This is a genomic window from Draconibacterium mangrovi (assembly GCF_010586825.1).
Lineage (GTDB): Bacteria > Bacteroidota > Bacteroidia > Bacteroidales > Prolixibacteraceae > Draconibacterium > Draconibacterium mangrovi.
The window spans coordinates 97368-114522 of the sequence record NZ_JAAAGB010000006.1 but is presented as its reverse complement, the minus strand read 5'-3'; the positions used below and the strand labels follow the sequence as shown (position 1 = coordinate 114522).

The 17155-nt window shown below is 34.8% G+C and carries 17 protein-coding genes and 1 tRNA gene; 12 read left to right on the top strand and 6 right to left on the bottom strand.

Annotated elements, in window-relative coordinates:
* Window positions 1-190 precede the first annotated feature (190 nt).
* The 8 genes from G4420_RS15515 to G4420_RS15480 all read left to right on the top strand — a co-directional run bounded on the left by G4420_RS15515 (window position 191) and on the right by G4420_RS15480 (window position 7329).
* Window positions 191-1699: a Gfo/Idh/MocA family protein gene (locus G4420_RS15515; protein WP_246241655.1), complete on the top strand. Its 1509-nt coding sequence runs from the start codon at window positions 191-193 to the stop codon at window positions 1697-1699.
* Between the two features lie 145 nt (window positions 1700-1844).
* Window positions 1845-1918 (top strand) — tRNA-Ile (locus G4420_RS15510).
* A 271-nt stretch (window positions 1919-2189) separates the two neighbouring features.
* A complete protein-coding gene (locus tag G4420_RS15505) occupies window positions 2190-3455 on the top strand; it encodes a site-specific integrase (RefSeq protein ID WP_163324860.1) in 1266 nt (421 codons plus the stop codon).
* 121 nt (window positions 3456-3576) lie between these two features.
* Window positions 3577-3780, top strand: coding sequence for a helix-turn-helix domain-containing protein (locus tag G4420_RS15500; RefSeq protein WP_163324859.1), 204 nt, complete (start codon window positions 3577-3579; stop codon window positions 3778-3780).
* Between the two features lie 2 nt (window positions 3781-3782).
* A complete protein-coding gene (locus tag G4420_RS15495) occupies window positions 3783-4040 on the top strand; it encodes a hypothetical protein (RefSeq protein WP_163324858.1) in 258 nt (85 codons plus the stop codon).
* A gap of 71 nt (window positions 4041-4111) precedes the next feature.
* The gene (locus G4420_RS15490) at window positions 4112-4333 is read left to right on the top strand and encodes a hypothetical protein (protein WP_163324857.1); all 222 of its coding nucleotides are present in this window, start codon (window positions 4112-4114) and stop codon (window positions 4331-4333) included.
* 515 nt (window positions 4334-4848) lie between these two features.
* Window positions 4849-5286, top strand: a complete 438-nt coding sequence (locus G4420_RS15485; RefSeq protein ID WP_163324856.1) for a hypothetical protein — start codon at window positions 4849-4851, stop codon at window positions 5284-5286.
* Window positions 5287-5556: 270 nt separating this feature from the next.
* A complete protein-coding gene (locus G4420_RS15480) occupies window positions 5557-7329 on the top strand; it encodes a hypothetical protein (RefSeq protein WP_163324855.1) in 1773 nt (590 codons plus the stop codon).
* Window positions 7330-7605: 276 nt separating this feature from the next.
* Here G4420_RS15480 and G4420_RS23605 read toward each other — a convergent pair whose 3' ends face one another.
* From G4420_RS23605 to G4420_RS15465, 3 genes are all read right to left on the bottom strand, one after another.
* Entirely contained in the window at window positions 7606-7773 is a 168-nt protein-coding gene (locus G4420_RS23605) for an HNH endonuclease (protein ID WP_394351210.1), read from the bottom strand.
* A 202-nt stretch (window positions 7774-7975) separates the two neighbouring features.
* Window positions 7976-8425 carry a JAB domain-containing protein gene (locus G4420_RS15470; protein ID WP_163324853.1) on the bottom strand — a complete coding sequence of 150 codons (450 nt, stop codon included), beginning with the start codon at window positions 8423-8425 and terminating at the stop codon, window positions 7976-7978.
* 257 nt (window positions 8426-8682) lie between these two features.
* Window positions 8683-8940: a hypothetical protein gene (locus G4420_RS15465; protein WP_163324852.1), complete on the bottom strand. Its 258-nt coding sequence runs from the start codon at window positions 8938-8940 to the stop codon at window positions 8683-8685.
* A gap of 255 nt (window positions 8941-9195) precedes the next feature.
* Here G4420_RS15465 and G4420_RS15460 point away from each other — a divergent pair, with 255 nt between their 5' ends.
* The 3 genes from G4420_RS15460 to G4420_RS15450 all read left to right on the top strand — a co-directional run bounded on the left by G4420_RS15460 (window position 9196) and on the right by G4420_RS15450 (window position 12441).
* Complete coding sequence (locus tag G4420_RS15460) at window positions 9196-9804, top strand: hypothetical protein (protein ID WP_163324851.1); 609 nt, start codon at window positions 9196-9198, stop codon at window positions 9802-9804.
* A 695-nt stretch (window positions 9805-10499) separates the two neighbouring features.
* Window positions 10500-11741 (top strand): hypothetical protein, encoded by a 1242-nt coding sequence (locus G4420_RS15455; RefSeq protein ID WP_163324850.1) that lies wholly within the window; start codon window positions 10500-10502, stop codon window positions 11739-11741.
* 163 nt (window positions 11742-11904) lie between these two features.
* Complete coding sequence (locus tag G4420_RS15450) at window positions 11905-12441, top strand: hypothetical protein (RefSeq protein ID WP_163324849.1); 537 nt, start codon at window positions 11905-11907, stop codon at window positions 12439-12441.
* 581 nt (window positions 12442-13022) lie between these two features.
* On the opposite strand, the gene G4420_RS23600 is transcribed toward G4420_RS15450, so the two are convergent.
* Both G4420_RS23600 and G4420_RS15445 read right to left on the bottom strand, forming a co-directional pair.
* Window positions 13023-13148 carry a DUF5989 family protein gene (locus G4420_RS23600; protein WP_394351209.1) on the bottom strand — a complete coding sequence of 42 codons (126 nt, stop codon included), beginning with the start codon at window positions 13146-13148 and terminating at the stop codon, window positions 13023-13025.
* 17 nt (window positions 13149-13165) lie between these two features.
* The gene (locus G4420_RS15445; protein WP_163324848.1) at window positions 13166-14971 is read right to left on the bottom strand and encodes a carbamoyltransferase family protein; all 1806 of its coding nucleotides are present in this window, start codon (window positions 14969-14971) and stop codon (window positions 13166-13168) included.
* A gap of 36 nt (window positions 14972-15007) precedes the next feature.
* Here G4420_RS15445 and G4420_RS15440 point away from each other — a divergent pair, with 36 nt between their 5' ends.
* Window positions 15008-16018, top strand: a complete 1011-nt coding sequence (locus tag G4420_RS15440) for a DNA/RNA non-specific endonuclease (RefSeq protein ID WP_163324847.1) — start codon at window positions 15008-15010, stop codon at window positions 16016-16018.
* On the opposite strand, the gene G4420_RS15435 is transcribed toward G4420_RS15440, so the two are convergent.
* On the bottom strand, window positions 16008-17072 hold the full coding sequence (locus G4420_RS15435) for an MBOAT family O-acyltransferase (protein ID WP_163324846.1): 1065 nt from the start codon (window positions 17070-17072) through the stop codon (window positions 16008-16010). The genes G4420_RS15440 and G4420_RS15435 overlap by 11 nt on opposite strands.
* Between the last annotated feature and the right edge of the window lie 83 nt (window positions 17073-17155).

Below are 17155 nucleotides of genomic sequence, written 5' to 3'. Positions count from 1 at the left end.
CCTTGATGTTGAAGATTGTTCACTTCCGGTAATTAAAAACACCACTTCGTTGAGAGCCGTTTTATTTTCATTTTTCTGCTTGTTTCTCAACATTCTTTATTGAAAAGCACTTAACTATCACTATATTTAACCGTTTTTTGAATAATTTTCAAGAATATTTAATACCTATCCGATTAAAACTAATATTGTTATGGAGGAAAAATCAAAAATGACATCTGTATCGAGAAGAGCATTTCTTGGTACAACAGCAGCAGCGGCTGCAGGATTTACAATTGTTCCGCGCCACGCAGTAGCAGGCCTTGGTCATAAAGCACCAAGTGACAAATTAAACATTGCTGCAGTGGGTATCGGAGGAATGGGAAATTCAAACCTCAGAAATCTTCAGTCGGAAAATATCGTTGCACTTTGCGACGTTGACTGGAAGTACGCAGCACCTGTATTCGAGAATTACTCGGGTGCCAAAAAGTACAAAGACTGGCGTAAAATGTACGACGAAATGGCCGACAGCATTGATGGTGTAGTAGTAGCTACTGCCGATCATACGCACGCCATTATTGCAGCGCATGCCATTACTTTGGGTAAGCACGTTTATGTGCAAAAACCATTAACTCACACCGTTTACGAATCGCGTTTACTTACCAAACTGGCCGACAAGTACAAAGTGGCCACATCGATGGGTAACCAGGGATCTTCGGGCGAAGGTGTAAACCTTACTTCGGAATGGTTAGCTAACGGCGAAATTGGTGAAGTAACAAAAGTTGAAGCATTTACCGACCGTCCTATCTGGCCTCAGGGATTAAATACTCCTGAAAGAGGCGATTGGGTTCCAGATACTTTGGATTGGGATTTGTTTACCGGTCCTGCAAAAATGCGTCCTTACAACCAGGTTTACCACCCATGGAACTGGCGCGGCTGGTGGGATTATGGTACTGGTGCTCTTGGCGATATGGCTTGCCATATTCTGCACCCGGTATTCGTTGGGCTTGATTTAGGCTATCCTATTCATACTCAAGGAAACTCAACATTGTTGTTACAAGACTGTGCTCCTACTGCTCAATCAGTAAAATTGACTTACCCTGCGCGTCAGGCAAATACTGATAAACCATGGAAAGGCTTGAAGAAAAACACACTTCCTCAAGTTGATGTACACTGGTACGACGGTGGTATTAAGCCAATGCTACCTGAAGGATGGCCAGATGGTAAAAATCCTAACGACCAGGGTGGTGGTGTAATTTTCCACGGAACAAAAGACAAACTGATTTGCGGATGTTACGGCGTAAACCCATGGTTATTATCGGGTCGCGAGCCAAATGCTCCGAAGTTCCGTCGTCGTGTAGAAACCAGTCACGAAATGGATTGGGTACGCGCATGTAAAGAAAGTGCTGAGAACCGTGTTCCAACTGCATCTGACTTTAAAGAAGCAGGACCATTCAACGAAATGGTGGTTATGGGTGTTCTTGGTGTTCGTTTACAAGGACTGAATAAAGAACTGGATTGGGATGGCGAAAACATGCAATTCACCAACCTTACCGACAGTGAAGAAATCAAAGTTGTTATCAAAGATGGTTTCGAAATTCATGATGGTCACCCATCGTTCACGAAAACATGGACTGATCCTGTTCCTGCAAAAGAATTTGCAGCTGAATTAATCAAGCATACTTACCGTAAGCCTTGGAGCTTACCTGATATGCCTGCATAATTTCAGTTTTAGAAGATAAGCGAAAGGTGCCTGCAAGAGCGGGCACCTTTTTGTTTGTCTAATTTTCAAGAAATGCTTGCGTATATTCGTGCAAATTCGTAAACTTGCACCCCGAAAATCGTATGTAATAGTACATTTTCACTCCGGGCCTATAGCTCAGTTGGTTAGAGCACCTGACTCATAATCAGGTGGTCCCTGGTTCAAGCCCAGGTGGGCCCACTTCAATAGGAAGTAAAATTCATAAAAATGCCTGTTATCAATGGATAGCGGGCATTTTTGCGTTTTATCAAGCATATCACTGGGTAATAAAAACCCCAAAATTCACATTTTTTCGTCTTTTTCTGGTGTGCAATCGGTGAGCATTTTAGACACTAAAAAAATGCCCACCAAAATCACTGTAACTGACTGTTATATTGCATCTTAATACATCATTTTGCACTTGTAAAATTCACATTTTTTGAGTATATTATATATAACAACAGTAAACACTATGAAAAAAAATCTTACTACACTTTTCTTTTTAAGAGGGGCCAGAACTCCTAATAGCTCTGAGGCGAATATTTATGTCAGGATAAATTTAAATGGTGAACGTGCAGAATTATCTATTGGAAGGAAGATTGATCCACAGAAATGGAACAGCAAAATGCAACGAGTAATAGGCCGTTCGGAAACTGCTCGTACGCTTAATGACTACCTAGACACTTGGGATAACACGATAAAACGAGCCTTTAATAAATTACTTGACAATCAAGATGAAGTTTCCGCTTCAATCTTGCGCGACATGGTAACAGGCAAATTCGACAAGAATCATACTCTCATTAAGGTATTTGAGAAAAATAATCAGCTGATAAAACTGGAAGAAGGAGCAAAATACGGCACTGATCAAATTAAAAGATATGGAATTTCCATTGAAAGGCTAAAAGCCTTTATTTCCGAAGATCTTGGATTGAAAGATATTAGACTAGATAAACTAAATCACGACTTCATCCGGAGATATGAAATCTTTTTACGAACGAAATATAATTATTCACACAATACAACAATGAAATACTTAAAACAATTAAAAAGAGTAATACATTTTGCCATGGAACAGGACTACATTGAGCATGATCCGTTTTTTAACTACAAAACAGCGGAAAAAGAAGTTAAACGAGAAGTATTGACTGAAGATGAACTCGCCAGGATAGAAAAGAAAAACTTCAGGATTAAACGTCTGGAAGAAGTAAAAGATATTTTTCTATTCGTTTGTTATACCGGTTTATCTTATTCTGATCTCAAACTACTTTCAAAAGACAATTTATCAATTGGTATTGATGGAAAACACTGGATTGAATACAAGCGTAAGAAAACCGGAATCCAAGTAAAACTTAGACTACTCCCTATTGCAAAGCAGATAATTGACAAATACAACAACGATGAGCAATGTTTAACGGGGAACAAACTACTTCCGGTGAAAAGCAACCAGAAGCTCAATCTATATCTTTCAGAAATTGCAGAACTCTGTGAGATTGACAAGAAAATTTCAATGCATATTGGGAGACATACGTTTGCAACAACAGTAACATTGACAAACGGTGTGCCCATTGAAACTGTCTCTAAAATGCTTGGACACAAAAGTTTAAAGACAACACAAATATATAGTAAGGTTGTTGACACTAAAATCTCGAATGAGATGGAACAACTTGAAAAAATCCTTGCCTCAAAAGGTGAAACAGGACAGGAATTAGAGGTACAATCTAAAAAAAGTATAGTCTAATTCAGAAATTTACGGACCGCAACATATCCCATGCTGTGGTCCTTCAAAACTTAAATATTATAACTACTGAGAATAAAAAAGACCTTAACAAACAATCGTATAATACCTAAAAATTGAAATAATGAAAGTGATTGAAGAATGTGAAAATTATGGTGTATCAAAATACCTGAGAAGCAAAGATGTTAGAGATATGTTTAATATCTCTGATAGTACCCTACAAAACTGGAGAATTAAAGGAATCATACCGGCATATAAGATGGGTACCACCTGGGTTTATAACAAAGATGAAGTCATTGAGGCGCTAATGGCAAACAGATTAAATTAATAATGAATTACAACAACGAGATACAAGACCTCCTGAGCCAAATTACATTATTACGATCAGAAATAGATGAACTTAAAAACAGCTTTAACGAGGCTCTATGGGACAACAGTGACATGATCAAAAACTGGAACATTTCCAAAAGAACACTGGCGAGCTGGCGAGCGAATGGTCTGATCGAATATGTAAAAGCCGGAGATAAAATCTGGTACACCAAACAACAGCGTGATGATTTTCTTAGGAGAAACACCGTTAAAACATAGATTACTTAAATCCCTGATTACACAAAATAATGAAGTATTATAATTAATAAACGAATCCTACTTTATGACCTATGAGCAAATTAAATGACAGAGAAAATGAAATAATATCGTACGAAAGTCCTGAAGTGATAAAAGAAAATATTGACCTTGTATTTGGTCAGTATCTGATTTCATCCATGTATCTAAAACGTACTGACAAAGAAAGATATGAAATGGTAAAAAGTTGGTTTGCGTTACAGGATTACTTTCTAGCATTGATGAAAGAAACTGAATCAAAAGAGGGTGGCGAATAGCTTCATCCTCCTTTTTCTATTTAAATTTTATTCAACGCCAACCTAATAGTACCACATGCTGTTTGAACCATTTTCATTGTCTAGAAAACTCCTCAGTGATTGATATCCGGTTCTAATTTATTTTCCCAAATAATGCGGACGGAATGCTGGCACCCCTTTTGCTGAAATGTTAATATTTGTTAAATAATATTCTATTTTTTGATCATATGTCCATTATTGACTAAAACATAAACCCTCTAATATCAATCAGTTAAACGATTCGATAAGCTCATTAAAGTTATTATACGAAATTGATATTCAGCTTATTAGCCAATTTACTCCCTTTGAATATTTGTTGTTTAATTATACTTTTGCCGCTCGTATAAAGAGAATGGGAATTTGAGTTGCAATGATAAAAACTAATTTTAATTTTTTCAAAATACTTGCAACTACCATGAGTGCGAAACACGGTGAAGTAGTTGGGTCCTTGTAAAGATTTATACATAAAAATGGAATTATAAACTAAATATTGAAACATGGAAAGAGAAAACATGCTTACCCACAAAGGACAATCACCGGAAAATATCTGCTACCTTACAGAAGATGGTGAAGTTTTATGGAACGAAGTTATGTTAATTAATGAGCTATCCCACATGGGTATGCGCAAGATAGTAATCCCTGGGGAATACATGTGGGTAATGACTGACGAATACCACCTTACGCATTTCAACTTTCAAGAAATAAAAAACTTAGTTTTAGATCTTCTAAATAAAAAGGAAACCCAAACAGTAAGAAAGTTCCTATTATGGCACGATAAATTCTTTTCTCCTCGCGTTCTGAATGGATTATTGGAAGAAATTCCGGATTTTGAACAAGATGACCATCTAATATTTCTACGGGATAAGAAAAAAATATCTGTGTATTACGACGGCGAAATCGTAATGAAAGAGGAAGCACAAGACAGCCCGAAGTAGGGAGTATAAAATCTGAATAAGCACATAAATAGACGTATAACTACTTCCTTATTAAATCATTTCAACAAAGAAATCCATTCCTGCATGCATTTTTGGTTACATATGGTTATGTCTTAAACTGCTCCTGAACTTCAGGTTGGAGGGATATATTCCTAAAACATCGAAGTCTCAGGGCAGTTTTCGTCAAAAACTCCTATATAAAACAGAAAAAAAATGTCCCAAGACATGTGTCCCGGAAATCAGGTTATATATAAAGATTGACTACAGAAAATGAATAAAACTGAATTATATTACAAAGTCGAATATGCATCACAGGCTATGACGGAGATCCCATTAGGATATATCGACAAAACAGTTCCTGGATGCGGATTAACAACGGTTGCGTTGGAAAATCACTTAGATACGGTTATCGCTGTCCCCAATATCGAGTTAATCGAAAATAAGTTATCACAGTATCCTAATGCAAGGTGCAATTACTCCGTTCTTGGAATAAAATCCGGCGTGAACACTAAAGAAATTGAAATGTATATAGCTGAAGTTATAGAACTTGGACATCCCGTTAAAATAATAACGACTTACGATGGTCTTTGGAAAGTCAAATGGATCTTATACAAATACAAAGAGTGTAGACTTGTTATCGACGAATCTCAGGAACTGTTACGCTATGCAAGACTTAAAGCTAAAAGCAAGATCGATGCATACGTTTTTGATGTTGTTGATAATGTATTTAACATCGCCCATTCCTTTGAGGAAAGAGTGAGTTTTGTATCGGCCACTCCGATCAAATTAAAGTATTTGCCTAACTGGATAAGTAATTTGAAACAAGTAATCATAAAATGGGCGAACACCATCACAATTAGTCCTATCTCCATGGAAAGATCTTATCCAAAGAACGCTTTGATTAAGGAAGTTCTAAATCCAATCGAAAAGAATGGTTCGGTTACAATAGGTGGTATGACATTTAGTAAGGCGATAATCTTTGTAAAATCGCTCTCGGCTATTAAGCACGTTGCAGACAATTCATTAATCTCAGAGGAGGATATCAGAGTTATAATGGGAAATAATCAAGGGAACGATAGTTATATGCAGGGATTCAAAAGGCTGAAGGACTATGGCAATTTACCCAAATACACATTCGTCACGGGAACCGGATTTAAAGGAATAGACTTGTATGACGATAATGCAGTTAATATTGTAATCTCCGAAATCAGAAAAAATTTCACGATGATCGATTTCAGTACAGATTTAAAGCAAGCTATATCACGTCAAAGGAATAAGAACAATCCTAACTATGGAAGATTTATATTTATTTATAATCAGTCATCATTTAATATAACTGAAGAAGAACTATTGGCAAAGGCCGCAGAAATTAAAGTCAAAGTAGAAGGAGCGCTAAAATATCATTTTGATGCCACAATGGGAAAAGTGGATAAATCCATTTTTGATGATTTCATTGTCCAAAATAAGGATTTTAAAGAATACACATTGCATGACGAATCAACCGGTTATTTTACATTCAATGAAAATCTATATCAGTCAGATTTGGAATTTATTCTTGAAACAAGAAAGATATATGAAAAAGGCGTTAATATCATAGCTGAATTTCAGGGTAACATGAACATTGGAAAGGAAGCAATAATTGAAGCTCCGAGTTATGAAAGTATTGAGAAGTATTTTCGCGAAAATGGGAACTTTGGAGAATATGAGATATACACGGAGTTTGTTGATACGATTAAAACTTGTAAGTATTATCTTGGAAAAACCTTTTCCAATCATAGATACGCTATAAATAAAATTGCGGAGTACAAGAGTATTATGACTCAGGCAATAATAACAGAGGTGCAAAAACAGTTTAAAATAAATAATAGATATACTAATACCTTCATTAAAGAAACACTGCAGGATGTTTATGACAATAACAATATAAGTAGAAAAGCAAAAGCCTCTGATCTAAGTCAATTCTTTAAGGTGCAAACTTATAAAGGCGGAAATATCCGAGGCTATGAAATAATTGGGAATCGGGAGCAACAAAATAATCCGTAGGGAAACTTATTGTGGCTACCGATTATTTGGATAGTAAGTTACGAACGATTCAAATTCAAAACTCAACGTCTTTTTATCAAGTAATTCAGATGCACCAGGAAAGTAAATTGAATCAATATGATCAACGAAAGCATCCCAGATGTTAGTTAGTAGATTTTCTTCTTTGATGTGGTTATTACTGTAAGATTTCATGATGATAGATTTAAGTGTTTTGGAAGCTTTAATGGTTTGACTACCGAATATGTCAGGAGGAAGCACTTATCCTCGTTAGAAGTCTTAGGAAGTGATACCAAGAAGGAAACTCAATGCGAACAAACCTTTATCAGCTTTTTCATGGCACTGATTACAGAGTGTGATTCCATTGTCAACATTATATTTCCAATGAGGGTAACGACTTTTCGGCATAATATGATGGGCATCCAGATCTTCATGCGATCCACAAATCTAACATACACTGTGATCCCTTATTTTAATTTTTATTGCCCATCTAGCCATGGGCTTTCTTTTCTTACCCAGATCAGTGTATTTCACATTTACCGTTGAGTAGTCCATCGAAATCATCACACAGCAGGTTAAGAAGCCCCATCCGTTTACGAATAATCGAACCGGATCGTTCAACCTCCGGCAACGGATGGGTTTTACAAGATTATAACTCACCTTCATCAGCGAAGGAATAGTAACCTTCCGAAGTCATAATGATGTGATCAGGAACCTCTACGTCTAATAGCTTTGCACCTTCCTTGATCTTCCTGGTGATGCTACGATCTGCTTCACTGGTACGAAGTTCTCCTGAAGGATGGTTGTGGAGCAAGATAATTGAGGAAGCGTTGGCCTTTAATACTAACTGAAATATCAACTTAGCGTCAACCACGGTCCCGGAAACTCCACCGGTCGAGATCCAGGAGAGTCCCAGTATCTTCAAGCTTCGAGAAAGTAGTAAAACTGCGAACCTTTCGCGATAATCCAGATCGGGCCATACGGGGTAAACGTAATCATAAACGGACTTCGAGCCGGTAACGCGTATCTGTTTAGACGGCATAACGCGATGTGAATAGCTGATAGTAACCTCAGCAATGTTTTGTTCAAATAGATTCATAGATTTTGCCCTTGCCAAGGGACTGATTAAAGCATTGGCGAGCTAATTAATTGTAGGCACCGCCCCATTGAGCTTCTGGATAAGCACAAGGCCGTAACCACCTCAGAAAGCCTCTCAGGAGCTTGTATAGCCTTGTGCATTCCAGGGATGCGATCAATATATTTGCCGATGATTAATCAGCAACGTGTACCTACTGAAAATAAAAAAGACAATCCCCGCACTATGGAAATTGTCTTCAGTAAAATAACAGCCTGTACCTACTTCTTCGCAGGTTTTTTCACGGTCTTTTTGGTGTTGTCTTCCGGCACTTCCTCCAGGGTTGTACAGTAGACTGTATGGTCCCTTCCGAACTTGTCAGGTTCCTGGAGCTTTGCAACTTCAAAAGTGCAGTACAAGTCACCTTCAAAAACATGAACGTGTTTCATAAACTCTGTTACCTTCACTGTAGCTTTAATGATAGGTAGGTTAGGTACCTGTGTGCCCTTTCCTACAAAGTGCTTAGAATATTCTTTCATAATTAATAATTTAAGATTGGGAGATTTAATGGTTTAGAAAGATCTCGATTTGAAAAAAAATGAAGGTCAAGTGTGTTTTTTCACAGGCAAAGGTGGGGGGGATGCTTCCCATTTGAGACCAAACAATTATTTACATGGGGTATATAGCAATCCGCGCGACACAAATTTTTTCTTAATAACTCTTGTTATAACCGGTACTCATTCTTTCAGCAAACTCATAACTTTAAACATCACTAATCCATAAAACTGCATTCGATGTCAGATTTCACAAAGCAAGGGCCTGTAAAAGCAAGATTCAAAGCACCAACAAAAGATTTAAGACGTGTTTTCAGAATACTGAATAATGCCTTTGATGCAAAACGAAAAAACCAATATCCCTACTGTGAGATAACCATCAAGACAAAGAAAGTGGAATTTGTTGTTGCCGGAATTAAGGAAAGTATCGAGTGTGAAGCAAAAGGTCCGGCACGAATAAACGTCTCCTACAAATATTTCAAACACCTGGTAAACGACCGGCCGTTAAAAATAACAAAGGTTGAGGTAGGCAATGAATACATGATTGTAAATGATATAACCACGATGGTAGAAACCTGTTTCTTCAAAAATGACAGAATCCTAAGAAGCATCAACTTACCCGTTAACTATGACGTTACCGACATACTCCGGTTAGCGGACCGTTACACGGTGGAAGAGATTACTTTTAATAAACTAAAAGCAGAAGTTTCGTGGGCTCAGGACAAATTGGAAAAAGACATTAAAAGGATCAATCAAATACTCAAACCTTATAAAATATCCCAGGATAAGGTAGAAGAGTTTATAATGCAATCCATCAATCCGGAAGCAACTGTTGATGATGACATATAATTGTAGTGATTATACCTGTGTTACAAAATGGCCATTTTGATTCAGATTAAGTCAAATTAGCGTTGTTTTGTGTTAAAATTCCTCAAAAACGGGCATTAATAAGTCTAATAGTTTTTATCCAAAACTGAAGTTGTATTATATACGGGAAAACAGCTCTGAATAGCACCTATTTTGAGAGGAGAAATTGGGTATTATGGAGTATACTAATCTCCGGGTGTCACAATTAATTTTTCAATGATCAATCATCGCAAATTATGAAATAGAATTGATTTGTTCCGCAATGGGTCAATCCCGCCAGTAATCTCATTGAATTTCATCCTTCAAGCAACGTTAGTTGAGAAAAAATATATTGTTAATTAATCTGTTATTCGTATATTTCGGAAAACCTTAATGATGTGACTATTAAGCCTCAAATATTGCTTCCAAACGAACACCACTACGGACAGCCTTTACATGGTGTAAGATTTAATTATATCCAGAATCTTTTGGGGCATGAAACGACCATAACAACAGAGATTTATCCCCTTTTCAAAAAAACTCTTGCAAATATCAAAAGCCCACCCTATCGTTTGCATGACGATATAAATCTGAATAACAACAAATTAATAGCTAACATTTAATGGTATGTATTACACATTGCATTACACTTATACGTTGGTGGTAATATTGAAGTCCAATAAATTAATGTAAGTAAAATGATAGGAAATGAACTAAAAATAAAATTTCGATTCGACAAAGCATACTTAGTTGATGGACACCCATTGTCATTAAGTCAATTGGAAGGTTTTCCAAAAGAGAGAACATTCGAGGAACCTGCCTTTTGGGTAATTAAAGTATTAAACTATAGACCTAACGAAAATAAATTATTCGTCGACATACTAGAGTATAACATTGGAGAAAGTCAATTTAACCTCTATCAAACAAGAGTATCTGAACAACTGTCCAAGATTGAAAGAATATCTTTTAATGGTATTAACACCGGTGGATTATTAAACACTATTAGAGGAAGAAGTTCAAGGTCTTTAAGACATAAATCTTATGACTCCACACGGCCTGAATTTATAAAACATCACACCAACCCTCCTTCAAAACATTATGAACCCGAAAGAATACAAATAATTGAAAAATTCTTTGTCCCAATTAAAAAATTACTTTTTGGGACGGGAGAAATTTTTTTCAAAAAAAAGTTTACAGAATATCTAGAGCCAATTGAATTGACTATTTCAAATCATCATATTCGTGAGGAATTTGAAGCTGTCAAAACCTACTTCTCTAACGTGCTAAGAACTAAAAAAATACAAGTTTCTGTAAAAATTGAAATTGTTGATAGTAGAATCGTTTCTAAAATGGCAAATTCAATAGAGATTCAAAAGATAAATGAGCAAATTATTGATGATGTAAAATTAGAGATACTTAGGTCCGCAAAAAATAGAAAAAAACCTATCGATACAGATAAGGCATTATATACAATGGAGGAATATTTCGAAAACTATGTAGACGAAAATTACAAGCCTGACACTTTTCATGAAAATGAAGTGAAGCTTGTTGAAGACATGGTTTTAATATCAAATTCTAAACACTATAATCATTTAAGTTATTTGTCCAAGAAGCATGCTCATAACAAAATGAAGTTAAGGTTTATTCATAGGCCTTTTTCTTTCCTTTTTCTTATTCAAGGACAAAATTACTATCATTTGATTTGGGAAACATTAGATACACAAGAGGCCACTTATGTTTGGCATTCACCGAAAGAAATAGAATTTTTAAAACATACGTTTCGAGAAGTTGAGCTAATAATAAATAATCTAATTTTAAATGGCAAGACTGATTATATAAAATTAAGTAATGACAATTTTGACCGAATATATCATGACTATTCAACGAACGAAAATGGATTTGAAAAATGGAAAAATGATCTTGAAAAAGTTCTTAAATAAAACACTACCGTCGACGAAATACATTTTATAGGGAAGGATTACGGTGGCATGCCAACTATGGATTCTTGTTACACAGTTCCTCGTCCTTCGGATAGGAACGCTCTCCGAAATTTGCCTCGATAACCTGTACCATCTATCATAATCAATCTAAACAGCTGACCAGATGAACGATAGCACAAAATATGACAAAATAATCACTTTTCTGTTAGACTATTGGATTATAGCAATCATAGTAATTATCGCACTATTAATTGCATTTATTCCTTCATTTTGGGATGGCATCTTACAAATTTCCAAATTCACTAAAACGATATTAAGTAAAAAGACTAACGATTTCGTGATTAAGCATGATGGTGAAACAATTACTTGTGAGTATAAAACAAAAAGTACATACTTTGACATTGTAAAAATAAATGCAATTACACATAGTATAGGATTAAATGCGGAATACAGCTGGATAAAAAGACATTATCCGAGATACAACATAACCAGCCAAGGATTATCAAAGATTGACATAAATAAAAATCAGTCGTTATACTTTGACAATTTGACAATTATTAACGACAAAGGAGATGAAAAAATAATATATTTTGACATAAGTGATTTTTATAATAAATCTGGTCATACCTCTGTTGATCTAGATAGGTTTGCAAGAGAAAAAATTAGAGAGTTATATAAAAAAGATAAAAATAGTTCATAACCAATCATATATGGCTGGCTTTAGCTTAATTCGATGATACAAGAGAAACATTATAGAGTATTTTCTCAAAGGAATATAATTTATCTTCACATGTAAAAATGGTTATTCGCTCTTTCCAATACATAGAATCTTAGAAGACACTAAATTTCGATCTGCGAACGACAGATTTACAATTTCTACTAATATGGTCTAATGATTCATATGAAATTATTTTGTCAATTGAACATTGAGTCTACCATAAATTGTCGAAGTCTTTTTGCGTAAAGGTATAACACCGGTCAACAAATGTTGATCTGGTCCGTTGTTCCTTCTTATTTAAAAGCTTCTTCAATATTGCAATAGGCCATAACAAACAGAAGTATGATATACCTAGTAAGACATATATTAAAGCTTTGTTGATTACTTGAATTGTTTTATCCTTCCATTTCAGTACTTGTATTGAAACTGGATTTGGAAAAACTAATACAACTGCCAATATAATACATAGTCCAACGACACCACCTGCCTTTGACAAATACGAAATGAGTATTAAAGCAACTAGAATTGGAAAAACCTCAACAATATGTTTAAGAGATTTCATATCAAAATAACGAATAAATAAATGGAGCTACGGAACTAGATCCAAAAATGATAAATAAACCTATTATTAGTAGCAAAACGGTGAATGGTAATAACCACCACTTTTTTCTTTTTATAATAAATATCATTAAATCCCTTAATTCACTCATGATCTTTCAAATAAATAATCGTTAATAACGAGATAATCCATGTGTGTATTCTTAAAACAACTTATAGCCTCAAACGGTGAACAAACCATCGGCTCTCCTCTTATATTAAGACTAGTATTGAGAACAATTCCAAATCCAGTCTTCTCCTTTATTTTCGATAGCAATTTATAATACAATGGATTCAAATTTGCATCAACCGTTTGAATTCTTGAAGAATAATCCACATGCGTGATTGCAGGAAAACTAGATCTCTCAATTTCGAATCTTTCTAAAATTGGAAGATCATAATTATTGCCTGATATCTTTTTCCTATACCCCTCTCGAACAGTCCCTGTGAATAACATGTATGGAGAAACTGTTTCAAAATTAAAAATAGAGGAAACATCCTCTTCCAAAACAGATGGAGCAAAAGGTCTGAAATTCTCTCTCTTTTTTATTTTTTCATTTATAAAACTATGAATTTTTTGATGTCGTGCATCTGCAAGAATACTTCTGTTTCCTAATGCCCTTGGGCCATATTCCATTCTACCCTGAAACCATCCAACAATCTTACCTTCCAAAATCAGATCGCTAATCCTATCTACTAATTCCTTTTCATTAGCATATGAAGTGTAATTAATTGAATTGTTACCTTTTAGAAGACTTTCCGGTTTTACATTAAAATAGGATGGCCCCAAAAATGGATCGAATTTCATATTTATATTTCGTTCATTTCCCGTACCAATGAAGTAACTTGCAAGAATGGCCCCTAAAGCACCTCCAGCATCACCGCTCGCTGGTTGTATATAGATATTATTTGTTTTTAATTTCTCTAACAATTTGCCATTTGCCACGCAATTCAAAGCCACACCTCCTGCTATGCATAAGTTTTCTGAATTAGTTACTTTTTGGGCGGTGACCGCTAGTAAATAAATAATATCCTCGGTAATATTTTGTATTGCCCAAGCTAGATTACAGTGTTTTTGCAGAATTTTAGATTCGGGTTCTCGTTTTTTTAATTCAAATAATTTTTCCCACTTCCTAACTTCAATCATTTTCATCCTTCTCGTAAAACCAAAATATTTCATATTTAATTTTACGGATCCATCTTGATTGATCCTAACCAATTTATTCCTGATAAGATCAATGTATTTTGAAGTCTCAGGGTTCTTTGGATCACCATAAGGTGCTAAGCCCATTAATTTATACTCTCCTGAATTCACCTTAAATCCAAGAAAATAAGTAAATGCACTATATAAAAGTCCAATTGAATCAGGAAAGTGAATTTCTTTAATAAGTTCAATATTATTCCCTTCTCCTTTAAATATTGACGTTGTGGCATGTTCTCCTACTCCATCAATAGTAAGTATAGCAGATTCCAGATAATTGGAAGTAAAGAACACTGCTGCTGCGTGCGAAAGATGATGTTCAACAAATTGAAATCTTTCTTTTATTTCCTTCGTGATTGATACATCAATTAACTTTAGCTCTTTAAACAACAATCTTTTGAAATAGATTTTTTTTGAAATCCAATCAGGAATTGAAGAAACGAATGAAATTAATCCATTTGGAACATTATTTAAATGTGTATCCATTATCCTTTCAAACTTCAAAAAAGGCTTCTCGTAAAAGACTATTTTATCTACATCCGACAATTTGAGTTTAGCTTGCTCCAAACAATAAATACAAGAATTTATAGGGAAAGAGTTATCATTCTTTTTTCTTGAAAAACGTTCCTCTTGAACAGCTGCAATTATTTTTCCATCTTGAATTAATGCAGCTGCTGAATCATGATAATATGCAGATATACCCAATAAAACCATAATCTAAATTAAGTAACTTTTATTAATTTTAAGGTTATGAAAAGTCACCAATCATTAATCTTAACATACCTTTTTGTAGGGTTCTTCTGTTTTGTTTTTAACAACACCGATGCTCAAAATAATTCAGAATTAATTCTTTCATCCCCTAATATTAAAAAATTAGAAGGTAATATAAACCGATTTGATGAATTGCCATTAGATTCAATCCCAAATATAGAAATTCCAAAGATTGAAAATTCCGATAAGAACATCATACTTTATAGATTCGCTTATACATTATCTTACAATCTTGAATACAAACAGGCCAATTGGGTAGCCTATGAATTAACTAGCTCCGAATTGGTTCGCAGCTTCAAGAGAAATAATGCATTTCGACCGGATGATGAATTAGCCGGTAAAGTTGCATTAAATATCGATTATAAAGGTTCAGGATGGGATAGAGGTCACTTGGCTCCAGCAGGAGATATGTGTTGGTCCTGGAACTCAATGCATGAGTCTTTCTTATATAGTAATATAAGTCCTCAGGACCCCTCTTTCAACCGAGGTATTTGGGTAAGGCTTGAAGACCTAGTCAGAAGGTGGTCAGAATCTAATCAGAAATTACTAGTTGTTACCGGTCCCATTCTTCAGCCGAATTTAAGTAAACTTGGATTTAACAATATATCAATTCCTAAATATTTTTATAAAATCGTACTTGACCATGTTCCCCCTAATTATGATGCAATAGGTTTCGTTATTCCAAATGAAGGATCTGACAAAGAGCTATACGAATTTGCAGTCTCGATTGATAGTATTGAGAGACTAACAAACCTTGATTTTTTCCCATTGATCCCAGATATTATCGAAGATTCTATTGAATCGAAAATCGATATTAATAAATGGCAGTGGGAATTTCGACTTAATCAATGTGAGTATATCGAGCCCAATGGTTATCGCTGTACAAGATCAAGAGCTCCAAACGAAAAGTTTTGCTACTATCATCTAGGCGAATTGAAAAGAAAGGTAGAAAATTTACAACTAGTGACACCTTCAAAAACTAAAAATTAAAATAAATAAAACCTGCTCCTCCAGCACTGCTTGTCAAAATCAGAAAAATCAAGGCGTTTATTGAGACCACTTCCCTAATAATATATGGAACTGTATTTTCACTTTGATAGGTATATTTCTTAAACAATTTAAATCCCTGTAATACAAAAGTCAGAAGAACTAACGAAATGTTATAATAATTAATCTTTAGGGAGTCTGAAAATATAAACCAATTACTAAAATCAGTCAACTTTAAAAAGACATGTTCTAATACTCCAAATTCATTAATTCTAAAAACTAACCACAATAACGAAATAGAAACATACATAAAAACTAAATGGATGAACTGAACTATGAATCTTTTAGAAAAAATATTCTTTCTAGACGTAAATAACTTGTCCTCAAAAATAAATAAAACACCATGAAGCCCCCCCCATAAAATGAAGTTCAGGGTTGGACCGTGCCATAGCCCACTTATAATAAAGACTATTAAAATATTAACGTATTGTCTTTTTTTCTCAACTCTATTCCCGCCCAATGGAATATATAGGTAATGTCGCAACCACTGAAATAAAGTTATATTCCATCTTCTCCAAAAATCCTTTAAACTTAGACTTAGATATGGCCGGTCAAAATTCTCTGATAGACGTATATTAAAAAGTTTTGCTGTCCCAATTGCTAAAATTGAATACCCAAAAAAATCAAAATATATTTGAAATGAATACAATACAGAGATGATGAAAATTTGAGCTCCGTGAAGGGCTTGTATATTTCGTAAAGATTCATCTACAGATAAACCTAAGCCATCAGCCAAAACAAATTTACAGAACAGGCCGAACAATATTGTCTTGATTCCAGTGAAGAAGGACTCAAAATTGAAAGACTGTTTAATATTAAACTGTGGAAGGAATTCTGACACCTTCTCAATTGGCCCAGCAAGAAGTTTTGGGAAAAAACTAATATATAAACTGACACTGATAAGATCATTTTTCCCTTGGTAATCTTTTCTGTAAATATCAACAAGATAACTGATGGATTGGAACACATAGAATGATAAACCTACTGGATATGCCAAAAACTTATTATTAATACCAATCTCTTCACTATACTTAAAAACAATTAAAATTAGAACGTTAGAAATAATCCCTCCAATAAGTA

What these genes read in the sequence shown, in the direction of transcription:
- G4420_RS15515 (WP_246241655.1), top strand. Translation starts at nt 191, where the DNA reads ATGGAGGAAAAATCAAAAATGACATCTGTATCGAGAAGAGCATTTCTT.
- G4420_RS15495 (WP_163324858.1), top strand. Translation starts at nt 3,783, where the DNA reads ATGAATTACAACAACGAGATACAAGACCTCCTGAGCCAAATTACATTA.
- G4420_RS15490 (WP_163324857.1), top strand. Translation starts at nt 4,112, where the DNA reads ATGAGCAAATTAAATGACAGAGAAAATGAAATAATATCGTACGAAAGT.
- G4420_RS15470 (WP_163324853.1), bottom strand. Translation starts at nt 8,425, where the DNA reads ATGAATCTATTTGAACAAAACATTGCTGAGGTTACTATCAGCTATTCA.
- G4420_RS23600 (WP_394351209.1), bottom strand. Translation starts at nt 13,148, where the DNA reads ATGATATTTATTATAAAAAGAAAAAAGTGGTGGTTATTACCATTCACC.
- G4420_RS15465 (WP_163324852.1), bottom strand. Translation starts at nt 8,940, where the DNA reads ATGAAAGAATATTCTAAGCACTTTGTAGGAAAGGGCACACAGGTACCT.
- G4420_RS15440 (WP_163324847.1), top strand. Translation starts at nt 15,008, where the DNA reads ATGAAAAGTCACCAATCATTAATCTTAACATACCTTTTTGTAGGGTTC.
- G4420_RS15455 (WP_163324850.1), top strand. Translation starts at nt 10,500, where the DNA reads ATGATAGGAAATGAACTAAAAATAAAATTTCGATTCGACAAAGCATAC.
- G4420_RS15460 (WP_163324851.1), top strand. Translation starts at nt 9,196, where the DNA reads ATGTCAGATTTCACAAAGCAAGGGCCTGTAAAAGCAAGATTCAAAGCA.
- G4420_RS15485 (WP_163324856.1), top strand. Translation starts at nt 4,849, where the DNA reads ATGGAAAGAGAAAACATGCTTACCCACAAAGGACAATCACCGGAAAAT.
- G4420_RS15500 (WP_163324859.1), top strand. Translation starts at nt 3,577, where the DNA reads ATGAAAGTGATTGAAGAATGTGAAAATTATGGTGTATCAAAATACCTG.
- G4420_RS15505 (WP_163324860.1), top strand. Translation starts at nt 2,190, where the DNA reads ATGAAAAAAAATCTTACTACACTTTTCTTTTTAAGAGGGGCCAGAACT.
- G4420_RS15445 (WP_163324848.1), bottom strand. Translation starts at nt 14,971, where the DNA reads ATGGTTTTATTGGGTATATCTGCATATTATCATGATTCAGCAGCTGCA.
- G4420_RS15480 (WP_163324855.1), top strand. Translation starts at nt 5,557, where the DNA reads ATGAATAAAACTGAATTATATTACAAAGTCGAATATGCATCACAGGCT.
- G4420_RS15450 (WP_163324849.1), top strand. Translation starts at nt 11,905, where the DNA reads ATGAACGATAGCACAAAATATGACAAAATAATCACTTTTCTGTTAGAC.